General features: G+C 67.7%; 13 protein-coding genes and 1 tRNA gene. 6 read left to right on the top strand and 8 right to left on the bottom strand.

The window, feature by feature from the left end; genetic code table 11:
- Positions 1-77: 77 nt before the first annotated feature.
- From AL755_RS02400 to AL755_RS02415, 4 genes are all read right to left on the bottom strand, one after another.
- Positions 78-2321 carry a glycoside hydrolase family 3 C-terminal domain-containing protein gene (locus AL755_RS02400; RefSeq protein WP_054009553.1) on the bottom strand — a complete coding sequence of 748 codons (2244 nt, stop codon included), beginning with the start codon at positions 2319-2321 and terminating at the stop codon, positions 78-80.
- 27 nt (positions 2322-2348) lie between these two features.
- Entirely contained in the window at positions 2349-4148 is a 1800-nt protein-coding gene (locus AL755_RS02405) for a glycoside hydrolase family 3 protein (protein ID WP_054009554.1), read from the bottom strand.
- A 33-nt stretch (positions 4149-4181) separates the two neighbouring features.
- Positions 4182-4760, bottom strand: a complete 579-nt coding sequence (locus AL755_RS02410; RefSeq protein WP_160318821.1) for a phosphatase PAP2 family protein — start codon at positions 4758-4760, stop codon at positions 4182-4184.
- A 149-nt stretch (positions 4761-4909) separates the two neighbouring features.
- Positions 4910-6193, bottom strand: a complete 1284-nt coding sequence (locus tag AL755_RS02415) for an MFS transporter (RefSeq protein WP_054009556.1) — start codon at positions 6191-6193, stop codon at positions 4910-4912.
- A gap of 118 nt (positions 6194-6311) precedes the next feature.
- Here AL755_RS02415 and AL755_RS02420 point away from each other — a divergent pair, with 118 nt between their 5' ends.
- The 4 genes from AL755_RS02420 (at position 6312) to AL755_RS02435 (ending at position 11120) form a co-directional block, all read left to right on the top strand.
- Complete coding sequence (locus AL755_RS02420; protein WP_054009557.1) at positions 6312-6911, top strand: TetR/AcrR family transcriptional regulator; 600 nt, start codon at positions 6312-6314, stop codon at positions 6909-6911.
- 28 nt (positions 6912-6939) lie between these two features.
- Positions 6940-8172, top strand: a complete 1233-nt coding sequence (locus tag AL755_RS02425; protein WP_054009558.1) for an ROK family protein — start codon at positions 6940-6942, stop codon at positions 8170-8172.
- Positions 8173-8280: 108 nt separating this feature from the next.
- A complete protein-coding gene (locus tag AL755_RS02430; RefSeq protein WP_237762417.1) occupies positions 8281-9609 on the top strand; it encodes an MFS transporter in 1329 nt (442 codons plus the stop codon).
- 11 nt (positions 9610-9620) lie between these two features.
- On the top strand, positions 9621-11120 hold the full coding sequence (locus tag AL755_RS02435; RefSeq protein WP_054009560.1) for a carboxylesterase/lipase family protein: 1500 nt from the start codon (positions 9621-9623) through the stop codon (positions 11118-11120).
- 145 nt (positions 11121-11265) lie between these two features.
- Here AL755_RS02435 and AL755_RS02440 read toward each other — a convergent pair.
- Positions 11266-11338, bottom strand: a tRNA-Arg gene (locus AL755_RS02440).
- Positions 11339-11630: 292 nt separating this feature from the next.
- On the opposite strand from AL755_RS02440, the gene AL755_RS02445 reads away from it, so the two are divergent.
- The gene (locus tag AL755_RS02445) at positions 11631-13475 is read left to right on the top strand and encodes a phosphoenolpyruvate carboxykinase (GTP) (protein WP_054009561.1); all 1845 of its coding nucleotides are present in this window, start codon (positions 11631-11633) and stop codon (positions 13473-13475) included.
- Positions 13476-13567: 92 nt separating this feature from the next.
- Here AL755_RS02445 and AL755_RS02450 read toward each other — a convergent pair whose 3' ends face one another.
- The gene (locus tag AL755_RS02450) at positions 13568-14026 is read right to left on the bottom strand and encodes a hypothetical protein (RefSeq protein ID WP_054009562.1); all 459 of its coding nucleotides are present in this window, start codon (positions 14024-14026) and stop codon (positions 13568-13570) included.
- Between the two features lie 25 nt (positions 14027-14051).
- On the bottom strand, positions 14052-15464 hold the full coding sequence (locus tag AL755_RS02455) for a phosphomannomutase/phosphoglucomutase (RefSeq protein WP_054009754.1): 1413 nt from the start codon (positions 15462-15464) through the stop codon (positions 14052-14054).
- Between the two features lie 95 nt (positions 15465-15559).
- Between AL755_RS02455 and AL755_RS02460 the strand changes: the two genes are divergently transcribed.
- The gene (locus AL755_RS02460; protein WP_054009563.1) at positions 15560-17728 is read left to right on the top strand and encodes a RecQ family ATP-dependent DNA helicase; all 2169 of its coding nucleotides are present in this window, start codon (positions 15560-15562) and stop codon (positions 17726-17728) included.
- Positions 17729-18050: 322 nt separating this feature from the next.
- Here the strand turns inward: AL755_RS02460 and AL755_RS02465 are convergent, their stop codons facing one another.
- On the bottom strand, positions 18051-18809 hold the full coding sequence (locus AL755_RS02465; RefSeq protein WP_054009564.1) for an SDR family NAD(P)-dependent oxidoreductase: 759 nt from the start codon (positions 18807-18809) through the stop codon (positions 18051-18053).
- Position 18810 lies beyond the last annotated feature (1 nt).

Genomic DNA, 18810 nt, shown 5'->3' on the forward strand with positions numbered 1-18810 from the left:
GGGCGCTTTCTTCGCTTATCGGCGGGATATTACCCGCCTATAAGCGAAGAAAGCGCCGTCAAGCGGCGAATCCGCGGCTACGGGTTGCCGGCGGCCACGAGCTGTTCCAGGACATCCGGGGTGAGCGGGCTGCCCGGGAAGGACGCAATCCGGCCCAACGGCATGGAGCCGACCATCTTCATGAGCTCCGGATCGGAGAGCAGCGCCATCATTTCGCCGCCTTCGCCCGAAGATTGCGCGGCGGCAAACGCGCCGCCCAGCACCTGTCCGCCCACCGGGTGTGACAGCCACTCGGCGAGCGTCGAGTTGCCGTCCAGGGGCACCAACAACGTGTCGCCGTCCACCGCAACGGAGGCATGCTGCCGGATATCGCGGGACGACGCGCCCACCTCCACGAGGTAGTCGCCGCACTCCACGGTCCAGCCGGCCACCGGCACGTTGTAGTAGGCCAACTCGTCGCGCGGGATGTCCAGGACAACCCGCTTTGTTTCGCCGGCCTCCAGGGCCACGTTCGCGAAGGCGCGCAGTTCGCGCGGCGCGCGGACCACGGCGGAGCCCGGCAGCCCCACATAGACCTGGACCACTTCGCGGCCGGCCCGGGCGCCGGTATTCGTGACGTCAACGGACACGCCCACCCCGGCCTCCGTCGCCGCGACCTCCAACCCCGCGTAGCCGAAGCTCGTGTAGGAGAGCCCATGTCCGAACGGGTAGCCGACGTCCATGGTGCGGGCGTCGTAGTACCTGTACCCCACGAACAGGCCCTCGCCGTAACGCACATGCGAGTTTTCGCCCGGAAAGTCCAGGAAGGACGGGGTGTCGGCCAGCCTCACCGGGATGGTTTCGGCCAACCGGCCCGAGGGATTGACCGCGCCGAACAATACGTCCGCGACCGCCCCGCCTCCGGCCTGGCCCAGCAGCCAGCCCTCCACGATGGCGGGCACGCTGTCCGCCCAGCCGGAGAGCCGCACCACGCTGCCGTTGGAGAGCACGACGACGGTCCGCGGGTTCGCGGCCACCACCGCCGCGAGCAGTTCGGTCTGCCCGGCCGGCAGTTCGATGTGCGTGCGGTCGAAGCCCTCCGACTCGTCCCCGCCCGGCAGGCCCAGGAACACGAGCGCGACGTCGGCGGCCGCCGCAGCGGCGACGGCCTCGGCAAGCAGGCCGGTGGCGTCGGCGCCGTCAAGGGCGTAGCCGGGTGCGAACGTCACATCCGCGCCAATTGCCCGGATCTCGTCCAGCGCGTTGTCGAGCTTCGTGGGGTTGATGAGCGAGCTGCCGGCACCCTGGTAGCGGGGAGTGCGCGCAAATTCGCCAATGACGGCCACCTTGGCGGAGGCGGCCAGGGGGAGGGTGCCGTCGTCGTTCTTCAACAGCACGATGGCGCGCCCGGCGGCCTCTCGGGCCAGCGCATGGTGGGCGTCCTGGTCGTAGGAGGCGTTGGCATCGGCGCCGGCAACGGCCTTGTCCACCAGTTCAAGGGCCCGGCGGGCGGCCGTATCCAAAACGGCCGGATCCAGGCTGCCGTCGGCCACGGCCGCCACGATCTGGGCGTCCGTCACGCCGCCGCTGGCCGGCATTTCCAGGTCCAGGCCGGCCGCGAGCCCGGCCACGCGGTTGTTGACGGCGCCCCAGTCGGAGACCACCAGGCCGTCAAAGCCCCATTCGCCGCGCAAAACGTCCGTCAGCAGCCACGGGTCCTCCGAGGCGTAGACGCCGTTGATCTTGTTGTAGGAGCACATGACGGTCCACGGCTTGGCCTCGGTGACCACGCGCTGGAAGCCGCGCAGGTAGATTTCCCGCAGCGGGCGTTCGTCGACGTCGGCGCTGACCCGGAGCCTGTCGGTCTCCTGGTTGTTCGCGGCAAAGTGCTTCAACGACGAGCCCACGCCCTGGCTTTGCAGGCCGTTCACGAGCGCCGCGCCCAGGACGCCGCTGATGTGCGGATCCTCGGAGAGGTATTCAAAGTTGCGCCCGCCCAGCGGGGAGCGCTTGATGTTGATGCCGGGGCCCAGCAATACGCCAACTCCCTCCGCCTTGGCCTCCTCTCCAAGTGCGACGCCGACCCGTGTCACCAGTTCGGAGTCCCACGTGGAGCCGAGGGCGACGGCGGGCGGGAAGCAGGTGGCCGGGACGCTGTCGGCGAGGCCCAGATGGTCGCCGCCCTCGCGCTGCTTGCGCACCCCGTGCGGGCCGTCGGTGAGCATGATGGCCGGAATGCCCACCCGCTCCACGGGCTTGGTGTACCAGAAGCTGGCGCCGCTGGTCAGTGACGCCTTTTCCTCGACGGAAAGTTTGGACAGTGATTCTTCTGCGTGGGTCATGGTGTTCCTTATGGGGTGGAGGAGGTTTTAGGCGGAGTAGCGCAGGCCGTGGCCGAACCGGAACAAGGGGTCGATGGTGTCAAACGGTACGTCCGGAAGGTTGGCGTGTACAGCCTCCATGGACCGGGGCAGGTCCATGGGCAGCTTGCCCTGCGGGGCGGACACTCCGAACAGCACGTCCAGCAGGGCCGGGCTGCCGGCGCCGAAGTTGGCGGTGATGGCGGCGGCCTCGCCGGCCAGTGGAGTGAGGATGGCCGGGCGGTCCAGGAAGACGTCCAGGACTGTCGGCACGGTGCGGCACAGGGCTGTCAGCTCCGCAATCTGTTCCGCCGGGTAGTCCAGCGAGCCGGCGTGGAAGAAGTTCTCGAACATGGTCTCGCGCTGCTCGTAGGGCGCCTGCAGGCGGACAATCGCGACGTCGGCCTCCTCGGGGGTGTCCACCACGATGGCATAGCCGGCCGCGGCCTCCGCATCGACGCCGCGCAGGTAGACCTTGACGCCGCGGGGCAGCGGCAACGTGGGCGCGCCTCCGTCCGCGGGCTGGTTGGTCAGCAGCGTGAACGACGCCCGTTGCGCGGCGTCGCCGGCGGCCCGGAATTCGTCGCTGCCCACCACGGCGGCGGCCTTTTCGACGTCGACCAGGGGCTTGTCGAACAGGCCCAGCACGAACTTCTCCCGCAAGAGCCGGCGGGCGGACACATCGATCCGTTCCTCACTGACCTCGCCGCTGCGGACCAGATCGATCAGCACCTCCGGGATGGCCTCGCCGCCAAACTGGTCTGCTCCCGCGTTCAACACGGCCAGCATGCGCTCGCGGGTGGAGAGGTGTTCCACGCCCCAGGCGCGGGCCGGGAACGGGGATCCGGCGATGACGGCGTCACTGAGCAGGCCCCAGTCGGTGCATACGACGCCGTCGAACTTGTAGCGGTCGCGCAGCAGGCCGGTGATGACGGACTTGTTGAAGCCGAAGCCAACCTCGTCGTACTCGGTGCCGACGGGCATGCCGTAGTAGGGCATGATCTGGCTGGTGCCGGCGTCGAAGGCGGCCTCGAACGGCTTGAGGTGGTGTTCAAAGTTGTCGCCCGGGTAGACCTGTTCGCGGCCGTAGGCGAAGTGCGGGTCCTCGCCGTCCTTTTGCGGGCCGCCGCCGGGGAAGTGCTTGGTCATGGTGGCGACGGAGTCTTCGCCCAACGTTGCGCCCTGGAAACCGCGGATGTAGGCGGCGGCCAGCTTGCCGGTGAGCTCGGCGTCCTCGCCAAAGGTGGCCACCTGGCGGGCCCAGCGCGGCTCGGTGGCGAGGTCGATCTGCGGGTGCAGTGCCACGCGAAGTCCGACGGCGGTGTACTCCTGGCGGGCGATGTCGCCAAAGCGCTCCACGAGTTCTTCGTCGCCAATGGCGGCCAAACCCAGCGGTTCGGGCCACTGCGAGAACGGACCGGCCAGCATGGCGGTGCCGGGGTTTTCGGTGAAGGAGTGCCGGGGGTCGGTGGACAGCGTGACGGGGATGCCCAGGCGGGAGGAGCCGGCCAGTTCCTGCAGTTTGTTGTGCCAGCCGGCCATTTCCGCGGCGCTGGTGGCGGCGCCAAAGACGTTGAAGTGGGTCATGGCCCGGTCCGACACCAGGTCCTGGGTGGACGGGATGCCAAAGACCGGGTTCGCCTCGGCCAGCTCGCCGCCCTCGCCAATGGCGAGCATGGTGTGGAAGAACAGCCCGGCCTTCTCCTCCAGCGTCATCTGGCCGAGCAGCTTCTCCACCCGCTCCTCGAGGGGCAGGCTGCCGTCCCGGAAACTCGTGTCAATGGCGTTACTTGTGGTGCTCTCGCTCATGGTGTTTGTTCCTTTGTTGTTGAAAATTTTGGCTCAGGGTGCGGTGTGAAGTTTGCGCCGGGTGCGGCGGGCGTCGTCGCGGGCCAGCAAGGGGGCGCACAGCCACCACAGCATCAGGGTCACGCCGGCGCCGAGGACGGCACCGGCCACGGTGTCCGTGAGCCAGTGGGCGCCCAGGAAGGTCCGGCTCCACATCATCACCAGCACGAACGCGATGCCCACGGGCCACCAGAAGCGGCGCACCGCGGGTGCCAGCAATACAGCGATCAGGATGACGAACGCCGCGGTCTGGACCGCATGGCCGGACGGGAAGGATCCGTGGTCCACGATCACCAGAGGGTCGGCCGGGCGGGGCCTGTCCACCATGTTCTTGAGCAGCTGCGCGAAGAGCATCGGCACCATGTAGCAGAGGACGGCGAACAGCATGGCCCACCAGCGACGGGCAAACGCCAGGATGACCAACAGCACGGGCAGCACGATCAGGCCCGGCGGACGGCCAAACGCGTCCAGGAACGCGACCACGCCGGAGACCTTGTAGCCGGCCGGGGCCGTGGCGATGGAATGCCACCACGCGTCCAGGCCCTGGTAGAACGGCTGGGCCGGATTGGGCAAGAGCGTGAGCGTCACCGCGACGATGAACGCTCCGCAGCCGGCAGCTGTTACCCACTGCCAACGCCCGCGCCCGCCCCCGGAAAGTGACGCCCGGCCACTTTGCCGGGCACCCGGCGTCGTCCGCTGCCCTGCATTCACGGCACCGGACACTAGCGCACCGACTTGATCGGCAGGATCGCGACGGCGCCGAGGAGGGCGAACACCATGGCCACCGGGAACAGTGTTCCGTAGCCGCCAAAGCTGACCACGATGACACCGGCCACGGCGGGGGCGAGGGTCTGCGGCAAGGTGGCTGCGATGTTCACCACGCCCAGGTCCTTGCCAAAGTCCGTCTTGGAGGGCAGGACCTCGGTGATCAACGCGGTGTCGACGGCCTGGAAGCAGCCAAAGCCGACGCCGGAGATCGCGGAGTAGATCATCATGCCGGTCAGGGTGGGGGAGACGAACGGTACCAGGAGGGCCGCTGCCAGCAGGACGGAGGCGATCACGACGAAGATCTTGCGGCGGCCGAACTTGTCGGAGAGCGGGCCCGAGACCAGGGATGCCGCAATGATGCCGACCAGGCTGATCAGGCCAAGCAGCGGCACGTAGCTGATGGCGCTGTCCCCGAGGCCGATGTAGTCCTGGAGCATGTAGAGCTGGTAGCCGCTCACCGCAAAATAGCCGGTGTACAGCAGGAGCCGGCCGGTGAAGCCCCAAAAGAAGTCGGGGTGCGCCACGGGGTTGACCCAAAAGGTCTTCAGGAACAACACCAGGGAGAACGGTTCACGGGGTTCGCCAACGCTGGAGTGGTCGGGGTTGAAGACGACGAACAGCGTGATGACCACGAGGGTGATCCCGGCCAGGATGACGTAACCGGCGGGGATGTTGGAGGCCAGTTGCGAACCAAGGATCTGTCCACCGATCGAGCCCAGCATGAGGCCGAGTCCGGAGAGGGCGGCAAAGGTGCCGCGCACGGAGCGGGGCACCCGGTCGGGCATGATGGCGCTCAGGGGGCCCTGGGTGAAGTTGAAGGCTATTTGCACCATGACCCAGGCAAGGGTGATCTGCACCAGCCCGTTGGCGGCGCCCATGCCGATCAGGGACAATCCGCCCACCAGGGCGCCCAAAACCATCCAGGGGGCGCGGCGGCCAAACCTGCTGCGGGTCCGGTCCGAGACCATGCCGGCAATGGGCTGGGCGAGCATGGCGGCAAAGGCGCCGATTCCGGACACCAGGGCCAGGTTGGCGGCCTTGGCGCCCTCGTCGATGTGCTGGATCTGCAGGGCCAGCAGGATCCCCGGCACGGCGCCCCAAATGAGGAAGATCGAGATGTTGGTGGGCAGCATCCAGATGAGCAGCTTGCGCAGCCGGCCCTTGATGGGGACGGCTCCTTCGGTGGAGCCGTCGATGAGCTGCGGGTGGAGATTCCCGGCGTGTGACGTCGTCGTCATGGGTTCATGGCCTCTCGGGTGGGCGTCATCCTTGACGCGAATAGCAAAACCATACAATGCACGGTTTTGTCGCGCAAGGGTTAATTTTTTCCCCGTGCCGGTGTTGTAGCATCGGGACATGTCAGCGAAAGGTTCCTACCCCAAAGGCGTCGCCAAGCGCGAGGAAATTCTGCGCACCGCGCTGGAGATCTTTTCCCAGGAGGGGTACCGGGGCACGTCCCTGCGTGAAGTGGCCCGCGCGTGCGGCCTGAGCCTTCCGGGGCTCATGCACTACTTCAATTCCAAGGAAGAGCTGCTGGCGGCCATCCTGAAAAAGCGCGACGAGAACGACTTCGCCACCCGGTACGTGGAGGGCGAGGACCCGTTCGCCATGCTCAGCGCCATCATGCGGCACAACGCCGAGGTGCCCGGGCTGGTCCAGCTTTACGCAACCCTGTCCGCGGCGGCCAGCGATCCCGCCCACCCGGCCCACGAATTCTTCGTCGAACGGTACCGGGAGGTTCGTTCCAGCGTGGCCGGGGCGATCCGCGAACGGCAGGCCGCCGGGAAGCTCGCCGGCAACCTGGACGCGGACAAGGTGGCCGCCATCGTCATTGCGCTCGCCGACGGGCTGCAGGTGCAGTGGATGCTCGAGCCGCACATCGACATGGCCGAACACATCGACTATCTGCTCACGCTCATCAACGCCAAGGCACCCTCCGGGGCGTCCGCCAACTGAGCGCGCCGCCAATGGCTAAACTCGGGCCATGGCACTTCGAAGTTCCCCCGTCGCAAACGATCCGGCAACAACCCTTGTCAGCGGCGACGTGCGCCGGCACAACCTGAGCATCGTGGCCCGCTACCTGGTGGACCACGGCGCGAGCTCGCGCAGCCAAATTGCCGACGGAACCGGCCTGACCCGTGGATCCGTCACGGCATTGGCGGCGCTGCTGCTGGAAGCCGGGGTCCTGCACGAGGCCGCCCCGCAGGACGCCCGCGGCAAGGGCCGCCCGCTGACCCTGCTCAATCTCGCCGCCGACCACGTAGCCATCCTGGCGCTCCAGCTGGACGCGGACCAGGTCACCGGATTCCTGACCACGCTCACGGGTGAGCCGCTGCTGCGCATTGCCGAACACCACGGCCGTCCCATGGGGGCGCCGGAGCCGATCCTTGACCAGCTGGCCACTGTGCTGGGGCGAACCCTTGACGCCTGCGAGTCCCTTGGCAGGCGCGTGGCCGAGATGACCGTCGTCGTCTTCGCCCCGGTGGGCGGGGAGCCTGCCGTGGTCATCGCCGATACCGATCTGGGCTGGGGGACCGTGGACGTGCTGGAAGGCTTGCGACGGCGCGAGCCCCGGACGCCGTCGTTCGCGCAATTGCTGCCGGACTCCACCCTGGCAGCGCAGGCGGAACTGGGCCTGCTGGCGGACACCCGGGACATGATCTACCTCAAGAGCAACTCCGGCATTGGCGGTGCCGTCATCATCGACGGCGCCGTGGTTGAGGGCTCGCACAAGCTTGCCGGGGCGCTGGGCCACCTGCCGCTGGTGCCACACGGCGAGCCCTGCGGCTGCGGCCAGCGCGGATGCCTGGTGACGGTTGCCGGCCCGGACACCGTGCTGCGCGCGGCCGGCCTCGGCGAGCTGTTGGATGCCCGGGGGCTCACGGAAGCGCTCGCCGAACTGACCGAACGAATCCTCGCCGCCGAACCGCGCGCGGTGGCCGCCTGGAGTGCCGCCACGTACTGGGTTGGCAAGGCCCTGCAAATCCTGACCATGGCCGTGGACCCGCAGGTCATTGTGGTGGGCGGCTACTGGGCACACCTTGCGGAGTCCATCGGGGAAAGCTTCACGCAAAACCGGCCGCTCGTGGTGCCGGAGGTGCCGTGGCCGGGGGTTGCGGTGGTGGCCGGACAGCTGGACAACGACGCCGCGTTGTTCGGGGCGATCTGGAGTGCCAGGGACAGGCTGTTGTTGGATCCGCTCCAAATTTCCATATAGTTCAACCCTTGAATTATTAGCTGCGTCACGGCATACTCGTTTTCTAAGCCCGTCATTTACCGGCGGGCGCACGTTTGAATCCGAGAAAACTCAACGATGAGGAATGTCGTGTCCACTCCAGCTCCCACTCCCGGCGTCGCCAGCCCCGGCGGCCCGGAAACCAACCCCCTTGGTCCCAGCAACGCAGCGGTTCCCGGCGACGAGGACCAGCTTTCGATCAGCCCACCCGCCGCCAGGGGGCTCCTGCCCTGGATGGCGATCGCCTCGGTCTTCCTCTTTGCCACCTATTCGGCGTTGACGGGCATCCTGCTGCCGGTCCAGGTGGCGCTGATCAGCAATGCCGACAAGGTCGCCAACCTGGCCATCGTCACCACGGTCTCGTTTATCTTCACCCTGTTTGCCCAGCCCATCGTCGGCGCCTTCAGTGACAGGACCCGCAGCCGGCTCGGTCGCCGCGCACCGTGGATGCTCATTGGCTCCTCGATCGCCGCGATCGCCCTGCTTGGCCTCGGCGGCATGAGGAACGTCCTGTGGATCACCGTTTTCTGGGTCATCATCCAGGTCGCCCTGAACGCCTTCCAGGGACCGCTTTCGGCCATCGTCCCCGACCGTTTCCCCCGCTCCAAGCGTGGTGCGGCCTCGGCCATGGTCGGCATGGGCATGATGATCGGCGCGGCCGTCGGAGTTGTTGCCGCCGGCCAGTTCGCCGGCAACGTGGGAATCGGATACACGGTCTTCGGCGTCGGAGTGCTCGTGGTGACGGTGCTCTTCGTGCTGTTCAACCGCGACAAATCCAGCGCGGGCCTCGTCGTCGAACCCTTCAACTGGAAGCAGTTCGCGGCCGGATTCTGGATCAACCCGAAGGAAAACCCGGACTTCGCCTGGGCCTTCGCCGCCCGCTTCTTCTTCATCCTGGGCTACTTCGTGATCTCGGCCTACAACCTGTACATCCTCACCGACTACATCCACCTCACGCTGGCGGACGCAGCCGTCAAGGCCGGCCTGCTCGCGATGATCGGCATCATCCCCACCGTGATCTCCATCGTGCTGGCCGGATTCTGGAGCGACAAGCTCGGCCGCCGCAAGATCTTCATCTACGCCGCCACCGTTGTCATGGTGGTTGGCCTCGCCATGCCGCTGCTGATGCCCAACTTCACCGGGATGCTCCTGATGAGCGCCATCAACGGCTTCGGCTTCGGCCTCTACATGGCCAGCGACACCGCCCTCATGACCGAGGTGCTGCCCGGCGGCGGCGTCGCTGCAGGCAAGGACCTTGGCATCCTGAACGTGGCCACCAACATTCCGCAGGCCATGAGCCCGGCGGTTGCCGGCCTGCTGATCGCCTTCCTCGGCGGCTACCACGCACTGTTCATCTTCGGCATGATCTCCGTGGTCATTGCCGCCCTCGTCCTCATCCCCATCAAAAGCGTCCGCTAGGAGCATCAACCATGACTTCCCCTTCACAGCAGCCCGAAGTAGCCACCCAGGCCGGCGCCGTTCGCGGCATCTGGCGTGACGGATCCGCGGCCTTCCTTGGCATTCCATTCGCGGAGCCGCCCGTTGGCGAGCACCGTTTCCAGGCACCCGTGCCGCACCGCCCCTGGGAAGGTGTCCGCCCCGCCGTCGAGCAGGGTGCCACGCCGCAACGCAAGGCCCTCGCCGAGGTCACGCTCATCCCGGAACCCTCCGTCCCCGGAGAGTCCACCCTCAACGTGAATGTGTTCACCCCGAACCCCGCCAAAGCGGACGACGGCGGCCTGCCGGTGTTGGTCTGGATCCACGGCGGCGGCTACGTGGCCGGCTCGCCCGCCAGCCCCTGGTACGACGGCGCCGCGTTCAACCGCGACGGCGTGGTCACCGTCAGCGTCTCCTACCGATTGGGCTTCGACGGCTTTGGCTGGATCGAGGACGCCCCGCGCAACCGCGGCGTCCTTGACTGGCTGCTCGCCCTGGAATGGGTCAGGGACAACATCGCCGCGTTCGGCGGGGACCCGTCAAGGGTGACCATCTCCGGCCAGTCCGCCGGCGGCGGCGCAGTGCTGACCCTGCTCGGCTCGCCGCGGGCGCAGCCGCTGTTCAACCGCGTCATTTCCCTTTCCGGCCCGCCCACCAACGTGACCCTGGCGGCGTCGGAGGCGTTGGGCCGCAAGCTGGCCGAACTCGGTGGGGTGGCCCCCACCGTGGCGGGCCTGTCCACCCTGACGGAGGCCGAAGTCCTGGCGCTGCAGGCCCAGGTCTCCTCGGTTGGCAACGACGGCGGCGGCGGCGGGGATCCGGTCGCCGGGCTGGCCGCGATGCTGGGTGAGGGCCTGACGCTGGGACCGGTGATCGACGGCGAGCTGATCCCGCTGCCGACGTCCGAGGCGCTGGCCGCCGGTATCGGGGCCGACAAGGAACTGATCCTTGGCACCACCGACAACGAATTCAACATGGTGCTGGCTGGCGCGGGGGAGGCCCTGGCCGCGGTTCCGGCGGCCGCCGTGCTGGGCGCGGTGGGTGCCGCGCCCGCCGTCGTCGAGGCCTACATTGCGGCCCATCCGGGGCTGGACACCGCCACGCTGGTGGGCCAGTACGTCACCGACCACATGTTCCGGGCGCCCGCGCTGAACCTTGCGGAGCTCCGCTCCTCGGTCCCGGCGCCCACCTGGCTGTACCGGTTCGCCTGGGATTCGCCCACCGTGGGCAGCGCCTGCCACTGCCTGGACGTGCCGTTCATGTTTGATGTGCTGGGCGGTGAGCGGATCGTGCCGTTGGCCGGGCCGAATCCGCCGCAGGTCCTGGCCGACGAGGTGCATGGCAGCGCCGTGGCCTTTATTGCCACGGGGGATCCGGGCTGGCCCGCCTGGGATGACGCGGACCGTGCCGTCCGGGTCTATGACCTGCCCACCACGGTGGTCGCCGACGGCTACGCCGACACCCGGGCGCTCCTGCCCGAGCGGGTGGGTTGAGAGCGGGATTTACGCATAACGGCGCATTCCGGGCTTATCGGCGGTTCCTTTCCCGCCGCTAAGCCCGGAAAGCGCGTACAAGCCGCGAAAGCAGAACTTAAACAAGGAAGCCCGGCACCAAGTGGTACCGGGCTTCCTTATGAAGTGCGCGCGAAGGGATTCGAACCCCCAACCTTCTGATCCGTAGTCAGATGCTCTATCCGTTGAGCTACGCACGCATATTTTGTTTCTTTGTTTCTTTGTTGACCCTCGGGCCGTGAATAACTCTAACCCAGCTTTGCCCTCGTGTACAAATCGAGAAGGCGTGAAAGCGCAGTGTTCCCCACCACTATACCGGTCTAGGTGATCTGCATCACAATTGGTTGCGATCACATTTGGGTAAACCCCCGGATTCTAGGCATTCCGGACTCGGCTGGGCCGTATAGATCCCATGTCCTTCCCCCGAAAGGCGGGATTTGCCGGCCATAGCATTTATCTCACCAACTGACTGACCCAATGAAGGGATACACGATGGGCCACGCGCCAGTGCAGGAATCTCCAGTGCAGGAATCTGTAGAGCAGGCAATGACCACCCACTCCGGCCTCGCGGCCTGGGTTGCGCAGGTTGCCGAGATGACTCAGCCGGAAAAGATCCACTGGGTTGACGGGACCGCGCGTGAATATGCCCAGCTGACGGGCGAGCTCGTGGCGGCCGGTACGTTCACGGCACTCAATCCCGAATTGTTCCCCAACTCCTTCGCCGCGTTCTCGGACCCGGCGGACGTTGCCCGCGTTGAGGGCCGGACCTTCATCTGCTCGGAGAACAAGCGCGACGCCGGCTTCACCAACAACTGGATGGACCCGGCCCAGATGCGCGGGATCCTGGATGAGAAGTTCGCCGGCAGCATGCGCGGGCGCACCATGTTCGTCATCCCGTTCGTCATGGGCCCGCTCGACGCCGAGGACCCCAAGTTTGGGGTCGAGATCACCGACTCCGCCTACGTGGTGGCCTCGATGCGCATCATGGCCCGGATCGGCACCGACGTGCTGCGCCAGATCGAGCTGAGCAACGCATTCTTCGTGCCGGCCCTGCACTCCCTGGGCGCACCACTTGCCCCGGGCGTGAAGGACGTCCCCTGGCCGTGCAACGAGGAAAAGTGGATCGTGCACTTCCCCGAGGAGCGCTCCATCTTTTCCTACGGCTCCGGCTACGGCGGCAACGCGCTGCTCGGCAAGAAGTGCTTTGCCCTGCGCATCGCCTCGGTCATGGCCCGCGACGAGGGCTGGCTGGCCGAGCACATGCTCATCCTCAAGCTCATCAGCCCCGAGGAGAAGACCTACCACGTGGCCGCGGCCTTCCCCTCGGCCTGCGGCAAGACCAACCTGGCGTTGCTGGAACCCACCATCCCCGGCTGGAAGGCCGAGACCCTGGGGGACGACATCAACTGGATGCGGTTCGGCAAGGAGGGCGAGCTGCGCGCCGTCAACCCCGAGGCGGGCCTGTTCGGCGTCGCCCCCGGCACAGGCTGGTCCACGAACCCCAACGCCATGGCCGCGATCGCCAAGGGCAACTCGATCTTCACCAATGTCGCCATCACCGACGACGGCGGCGTCTGGTGGGAGGGCATGACCGACGAGGTCCCCGCCCACCTCACGGATTGGCAGGGCAACAGCTGGACCCCGGACTCCGGACGCCCGGCGGCCCACCCCAACTCGCGCTTCTGCACCCCCATCGACCAGGTGGACATGCTCTCCAGCGAATACTTTGCCCCGGAGGGCGTGGAAATCAACGCCATCCTCTTCGGTGGGCGCCGCAAGACCACCATCCCGCTGGTCACCGAGGCCCGCGACTGGTCCAACGGCATCTTCATGGGCTCCACGCTGTCCTCGGAGACCACCGCGGCCGCCACGGGCGCCGTCGGCGTTGTCCGCCGCGACCCCATGGCCATGCTGCCGTTCATCGGCTACGACGCCGGCGACTACCTCAAGCACTGGATCGATCTGTCCGCCAAGGCCAACCAGGCCCGGCTGCCCAAGATCTTCCTGGTGAACTGGTTCCGCCGCACGGCCACCGGCGGCTTTGCCTGGCCCGGCTTCGGCGAAAACAGCCGCGTGCTCAAGTGGGTCATCGAGCGCATCGAGGGAACCGCCGACGCCGTGGAAACCCCCATCGGGTTCGTCCCGGCCCCGGACGCCCTGGACGTGACCGGGCTGGATCTGACGGCGTCGGACCTTGAGGATGCGCTGAAGGTGGTCCCGGCCGAATGGGAGACCGAGTTGGCGGGCATCGACGAGTGGTACGCCCGTTTCGGCGATTCCCTGCCGGCCGAAATGGCCGATCAGCTTGCCGGGCTGAAGGCCCGCTTCGCCGCCTAAACACAAAACTGTGGCGCAGTAGTTGCTGGAAATCCTTGGGTTCCCGGCAACTACTGCGCCACAGTTGTGTTCAATCGCGTTCCATGACGAGGCTACGCTCCCCAGATCTGCAGTTCACCCGGTTCCAGGAAGGGATCGGCGAACGCCCACCCGTCCGCGCTTTGGTGGTACGGGCGCACGGCGGAAACGCCGACGCCGGCGCTGTGCTCGGCCATGACGTGGATGGCGTCCGTGGCGTCGTCGGGCAGGTGGATGTCGCAGACGACGGCGGCGGCCCGGTTTTGCGCGCGTTGCTGGCCCAGCGCCTCAAACAGGTCGGCGATCATCTCGTCGGCGTCGAGCTCGGCTTCCGTCTCGCCCTCCACGGTGTTGGGGGAGACAGCCACGAGGCTGATCTCGCCGTCGTTGCTGACCACCAGCCCCACGGGCAGGAACGCGCCGTGGGCCTCGAGCTGGTCCCCGGCCACGCCGAGTGCGGTGCCGATCAATTTGTTCAAATCGTCCTGGACCTGCCGGTCGGCGGCGGTGTCCGGGGTGCTGTTCTCTTCCACGGTTTCTCCTTGTTTCGCGGCGCGGTTACTGGCGGACCAGGGCCAGGACGGCGTCGCGGACCTCTGCCATGGCGGCGGCGTCGACGGCCTCGGCGTTCAGGCGCAGGAACGGCTCGGTGTTGGAGGCGCGCAGGTTGAACCACCAGTTGCCGTCGTCGGCCGTGAACGTGACGCCGTCCAGTTCGTCCACCGTGACGCCGTCACGGGTGTAGGCGGCCCGGACCCTGGCCACGGCGGCGGGGACGTCGGCCAGCTGGGAATTGATCTCGCCGCTGGAGGCGTAGGGCTCGTATTCGCGGCCCAGCTCGGACAGGGCGCCGTCCTGCTCGCCCAGGGCGGCCAGCACGTGCATGGCGGCCAACATGCCGGTGTCCGCGTTGAAGAAGTCGCGGAAGTAGTAGTGGGCGGAGTGCTCGCCACCAAAGACGGCACCCTCGGCGGCCATGGTGGCTTTGATGAAGGAGTGGCCCACCCGGGTGCGCACGGGGCGGCCGCCGTCGTGCGCAATCAATTCCGGCACCGCGCGGGAGGTGATGAGGTTGTGGATCACGGCGGGGTGTTCCTCGCCGAGCGCCTTGACGCGGGCGATCTCGCGGCGGGCCACGAGGGCCGTGACGGCGGAGGGGGAGACCGGGGCGCCGAGTTCGTCGATGACGAAGCAGCGGTCGGCGTCGCCGTCGAACGCCAGGCCGATGTCCGCGCCATGGGCGACGACGGCGGCCTGGAGGTCGCGCAGGTTTTCCGGTTCCAGCGGGTTGGCCGGGTGGTTCGGGAACGTGCCGTCCAGCTCGAAGTACAGCGGCACGATTTCGAACGGCAGTCCCGGTAGCAGGGTGTCGCCCAGGACCGCGGGGGTGGTCATGCCGGCCATGCCGTTGCCGGCGTCGACCACGATCTTCAGCGGCCGTGAGCCGGACAGGTCAACGAGCTTGCGCAGGTATTCGGCGTAGTCCTTGAGCACGTCAATCTCCGTGATGGTGCCCGCAGTACCGGCCGGGATGCCGTTGGAAAGGTAGCCCTGGGCGAGGTCGCGGATGTCCATGAGCCCGGTCTCGGAGGAGACGGGGACGGCGCCGGCCTTGGCCATCTTCATGCCGTTGTACTGGGCGGGGTTGTGGCTGGCGGTGAAGACCACGCCGGCCGCGTCGAGCGCGCCGCAGGCAAAGTACAGTTCATCCGTGGAGATCAGGCCCAGCAATTTGACGTTGGCGCCGCGCCCGGACGCTCCGGCGGCGAACGCCTGGGAGAAGTCGGGGGAGGAGGGGCGCATGTCGCCGCCCACCAGCACCGTTTGGCCGGCCAGGCCCAGCACGTCCACGAACGCAGCGCCCACGGCCTCGACGGATTCCGCCGTGATGGTTTCGCCCACGATGCCGCGCACGTCATAGGCCTTGAAGGAGCTGGAGAGGTCAACAGGTACATTCTCTGCGGTAGTCACGGCATCCATGCTACCGGGGCGCCGCAGGGGAGAGCTTATCCACAGATTTGGAATTCGGCGGTTTCTTGTCGGTGGCCGCTGGGATACTGGGGGACATGACATTCAGCCAGGCCCCCGACCTCACACCCACCGTTTCACCCCAGGCCAACCCCGCCACGCGGGAGCAGGCGCAGCAGGTGCTACGCAAGCTCGTTGGCCATCCCGAGGCGGAGTTCCACGACGGCCAGTTTGAGGCCATCGAAGCATTGGTCGACGACGGCCGGCGGGCCCTGGTGGTCCAACGCACCGGCTGGGGAAAGTCCGCCGTGTACTTTGTCTCCTCCCTGCTGTTGCGGGCCCGCGGAGCCGGCCCCACGCTGATCGTGTCGCCGCTGCTGGCGTTGATGCGCGACCAGGTGGCCGCCGCCGAACGCGCAGGCGTGCGGGCCATGGCCATCAACTCCGCCAACGCCACCGAGTGGGACCTGGTCTCCGCGGCCCTGGCGGCCGACGAGGTGGACGTGTTGCTCGTGTCCCCGGAGCGGCTGACCAACCCGTCCTTCCGGGAAAACCAGCTGCCCACGCTGATCAGGCGCACCGGCCTGTTGGTGATTGACGAGGCCCACTGCATCTCCGACTGGGGCCACGACTTCCGGCCCGACTACCGCCGGATCGCGGACCTCATCGCCCATCTGCCGGCGTCGGTCCCCGTCCTTGCGACGACAGCCACGGCCAACTCCCGCGTGGTTTCCGACATCGAGGAACAGCTCGGTACCGGGGTGTTCACGATTCGGGGTCCGCTGGCCCGCAAGTCCCTGCGCCTGGGCGTGCTGCGCCTGCCCGACTCCCGGGACCGGCTGGGCTGGCTGCTGACGCACCTGGCCGAGCTTCCCGGCTCCGGCATCATCTACACGCTCACGGTGTCGGCCGCCGAGGACACCGCACGCCTGCTGGCGGAGGCCGGGCACGTGGTGCGCGCGTACACCGGCCGCACCGACCCCATGGACCGGGAGGCCATGGAGGAGGCGTTGAAGAACAACCAGGTCAAGGCCCTGGTCGCCACGAGCGCCCTCGGCATGGGCTTCGACAAACCCGACCTCGGCTTCGTCATCCACCTCGGCGCGCCGTCGTCGCCGGTTGCCTACTACCAGCAGGTGGGCCGTGCCGGCCGTGGCAGCGCCAACGCCGACGTCCTGCTGCTGCCCGGCAGCGAGGACATGGAAATTTGGAAATACTTTGCCACCGCCTCCATGCCCGCCCAGGACAAGGCAATGGCCGTGCTGGAGACGCTGGGTGAGTCGGCAAAGCCCATGTCCACGCCGGCGCTGGAGGCCCGGGTGGACCTGCGGCGCACCCCGCTGGAACTGCTGCTGAAGGTGCTCGCCGTGGACGGCGCGGTCCGGCGCGTCTCCGGCGGCTGGGAGTCCACCGGCCAGCCCTGGGTGTACGACGCCGAACGCTACAGGCGCATTGCCCAGGCCCGGGTCGATGAACAAAATTCCATGGTGATCTACGAACAAACCACCGGCTGCCGCATGGAATACCTGGCCGCCGCGCTCGACGACGACACCGCTGCCCCGTGCGGGCGCTGCGATTCATGCGCCGGGCGCTGGTTCTCCACCGATATCGGCTCGGGCGCCGTGGAAGCGGCCAGCGAGTCCCTCAGCCATGCCGGGCTGCCCATCGATCCGCGCACGCTGTGGCCCACCGGCATGGACCGGCTGGGCGTGCCGGCCAAGGGCAAGCTCAAGGCGGAGGAACAAGTGGCGCCGGGCCGGGTGCTGGCCAGGCTGACGGACCTTGGCTGGGGGAACGCGCTGCGGGCCATGTTTGCCGCCGGCGCCCCCGACGCCCCCGTCGACCCGGCCATGGCGCAGGCCGTGGTCGCCGTGCTGCGCGACTGGGGCCAGGCCCGGTGGGCAGGACAGGGGCGGCCCGTGGCCGTCGTGTCGATGCCGTCCCGGAACAAACCGGAACTGGTGCGCTCGCTGGCGCAGGCCATGTGCGAGATCGGTCGGCTGCCGTACCTGGGCGAAATGTCGCTTCAGTTTGGCGGGCCCACGGGCGAGCGCGGTGGCAACAGCGCGTACCGGCTCGCCGGCGTCTGGGACAGGCTTGCCGTCGGTCCCGAGCTGGCCGACGCCATTGGCGCGTACGGCGGCGGACCCGTGCTGTTGGTGGACGACCTCGTGGACAGCCGCTGGACCCTCACTGTCGCCGGCCGCGCACTGCGCCAGGCCGGTGTCGGACAGGTCCTGCCGTTGGTCCTCGCCCAGGCCGGCTAACCCGGGCCACGGCGTTCCCGGAAGCGGAAAGCGCAAGGCACGTTCCGCCGTCGTCCCCTAGAAACGCGGTATCACTTTTGGCGGCATAAGTGCCGACGCCGTATCACTTTTGGTTCGAAATACACCAACGACGTATCACTTTTGGTGCGAAATACTCCAACGACGTATCACCTCTGGTGGGAAAAACACCAACGCCGTATCACCAAAGGTGATACGGCGTTGGTCGAAAACTCACCAAACGTGATACCGCGTCGGTCGAAAACTCACCAAAAGTGATACGGCGTCGGCCGAAAGCGCGCCAAAGGTGATACGGCGTTGGGGCCTATTGGTTGGCGGGGCGCAGGCGGAGGGCCTGCATGCCGCCGTCGACGGCGATCGAGGTGCCCGTGGTGGAGCCGGACAACGGGCTGGCCAGGTACGCGACGGCGCCGGCGACCTCGTCGGGGTGCACCAGGCGTCCGTGCGGTTGGCGGGCGTTCAGGGCGGCACGCTCGGCGGCGGGATCGTCGGCGGAGTCCAGCAGGCGCCCCACCCAGGGGGTGTCGGCCGTGCCCGGGTTGACGGCGTTCACGCGAATGCCCTCACGCAGGTGGTCCGCGGCCATGGCCTGGGTCAGCGACAACACGGCGCCCTTGGTAGCGGAGTACAGGGCGCGCTCCGGCAGTCCGGCGGTCGCCGCGATGGAACAGGTGTTCACGATCGCGGCGGCGGCGGAGCGGCGCAGGTGCGGCAGGGCTGCCCGGGACACCCGGACCATGCCGACCACGTTGATGTCCCACACGCGGTGCCATTCGGCGTCGTCGTTGGCTTCGATGGTGCCCTGGGCGCCAATGCCGGCGTTGTTCACCACAATGTCCACGCCGCCAAACGCGGCAACCGTGCCCTCGATCGCGGCCTTGACGGACGCGTCATCGGAGACGTCGCAGGCAAAGCCGCGCTGGCCGGCGGGCAGATCGGCCGGGTTCAAATCAAGCACGGCCACCTGCGCGCCCATGGCTTGCAATTTGCTGGCAATCGCAGCACCCAGGCCGGACGCGCCGCCGGTGACCACCGCGGTTAGGGTGGAAAGTTCCTGGTTCACG

It is taken from the genome of Arthrobacter sp. ERGS1:01 (assembly GCF_001281315.1).
In the GTDB taxonomy this organism is placed as follows: domain Bacteria; phylum Actinomycetota; class Actinomycetes; order Actinomycetales; family Micrococcaceae; genus Specibacter.

Bases quoted from the DNA above. Each gene is read 5' to 3' on its own strand.
- AL755_RS02400 (WP_054009553.1), bottom strand. From the start codon at position 2,321: ATGACCCACGCAGAAGAATCACTGTCCAAACTTTCCGTCGAGGAAAAG.
- AL755_RS02405 (WP_054009554.1), bottom strand. From the start codon at position 4,148: ATGAGCGAGAGCACCACAAGTAACGCCATTGACACGAGTTTCCGGGAC.
- AL755_RS02415 (WP_054009556.1), bottom strand. From the start codon at position 6,193: ATGACGACGACGTCACACGCCGGGAATCTCCACCCGCAGCTCATCGAC.
- AL755_RS02420 (WP_054009557.1), top strand. From the start codon at position 6,312: ATGTCAGCGAAAGGTTCCTACCCCAAAGGCGTCGCCAAGCGCGAGGAA.
- AL755_RS02425 (WP_054009558.1), top strand. From the start codon at position 6,940: ATGGCACTTCGAAGTTCCCCCGTCGCAAACGATCCGGCAACAACCCTT.
- AL755_RS02435 (WP_054009560.1), top strand. From the start codon at position 9,621: ATGACTTCCCCTTCACAGCAGCCCGAAGTAGCCACCCAGGCCGGCGCC.
- AL755_RS02445 (WP_054009561.1), top strand. From the start codon at position 11,631: ATGGGCCACGCGCCAGTGCAGGAATCTCCAGTGCAGGAATCTGTAGAG.
- AL755_RS02460 (WP_054009563.1), top strand. From the start codon at position 15,560: ATGACATTCAGCCAGGCCCCCGACCTCACACCCACCGTTTCACCCCAG.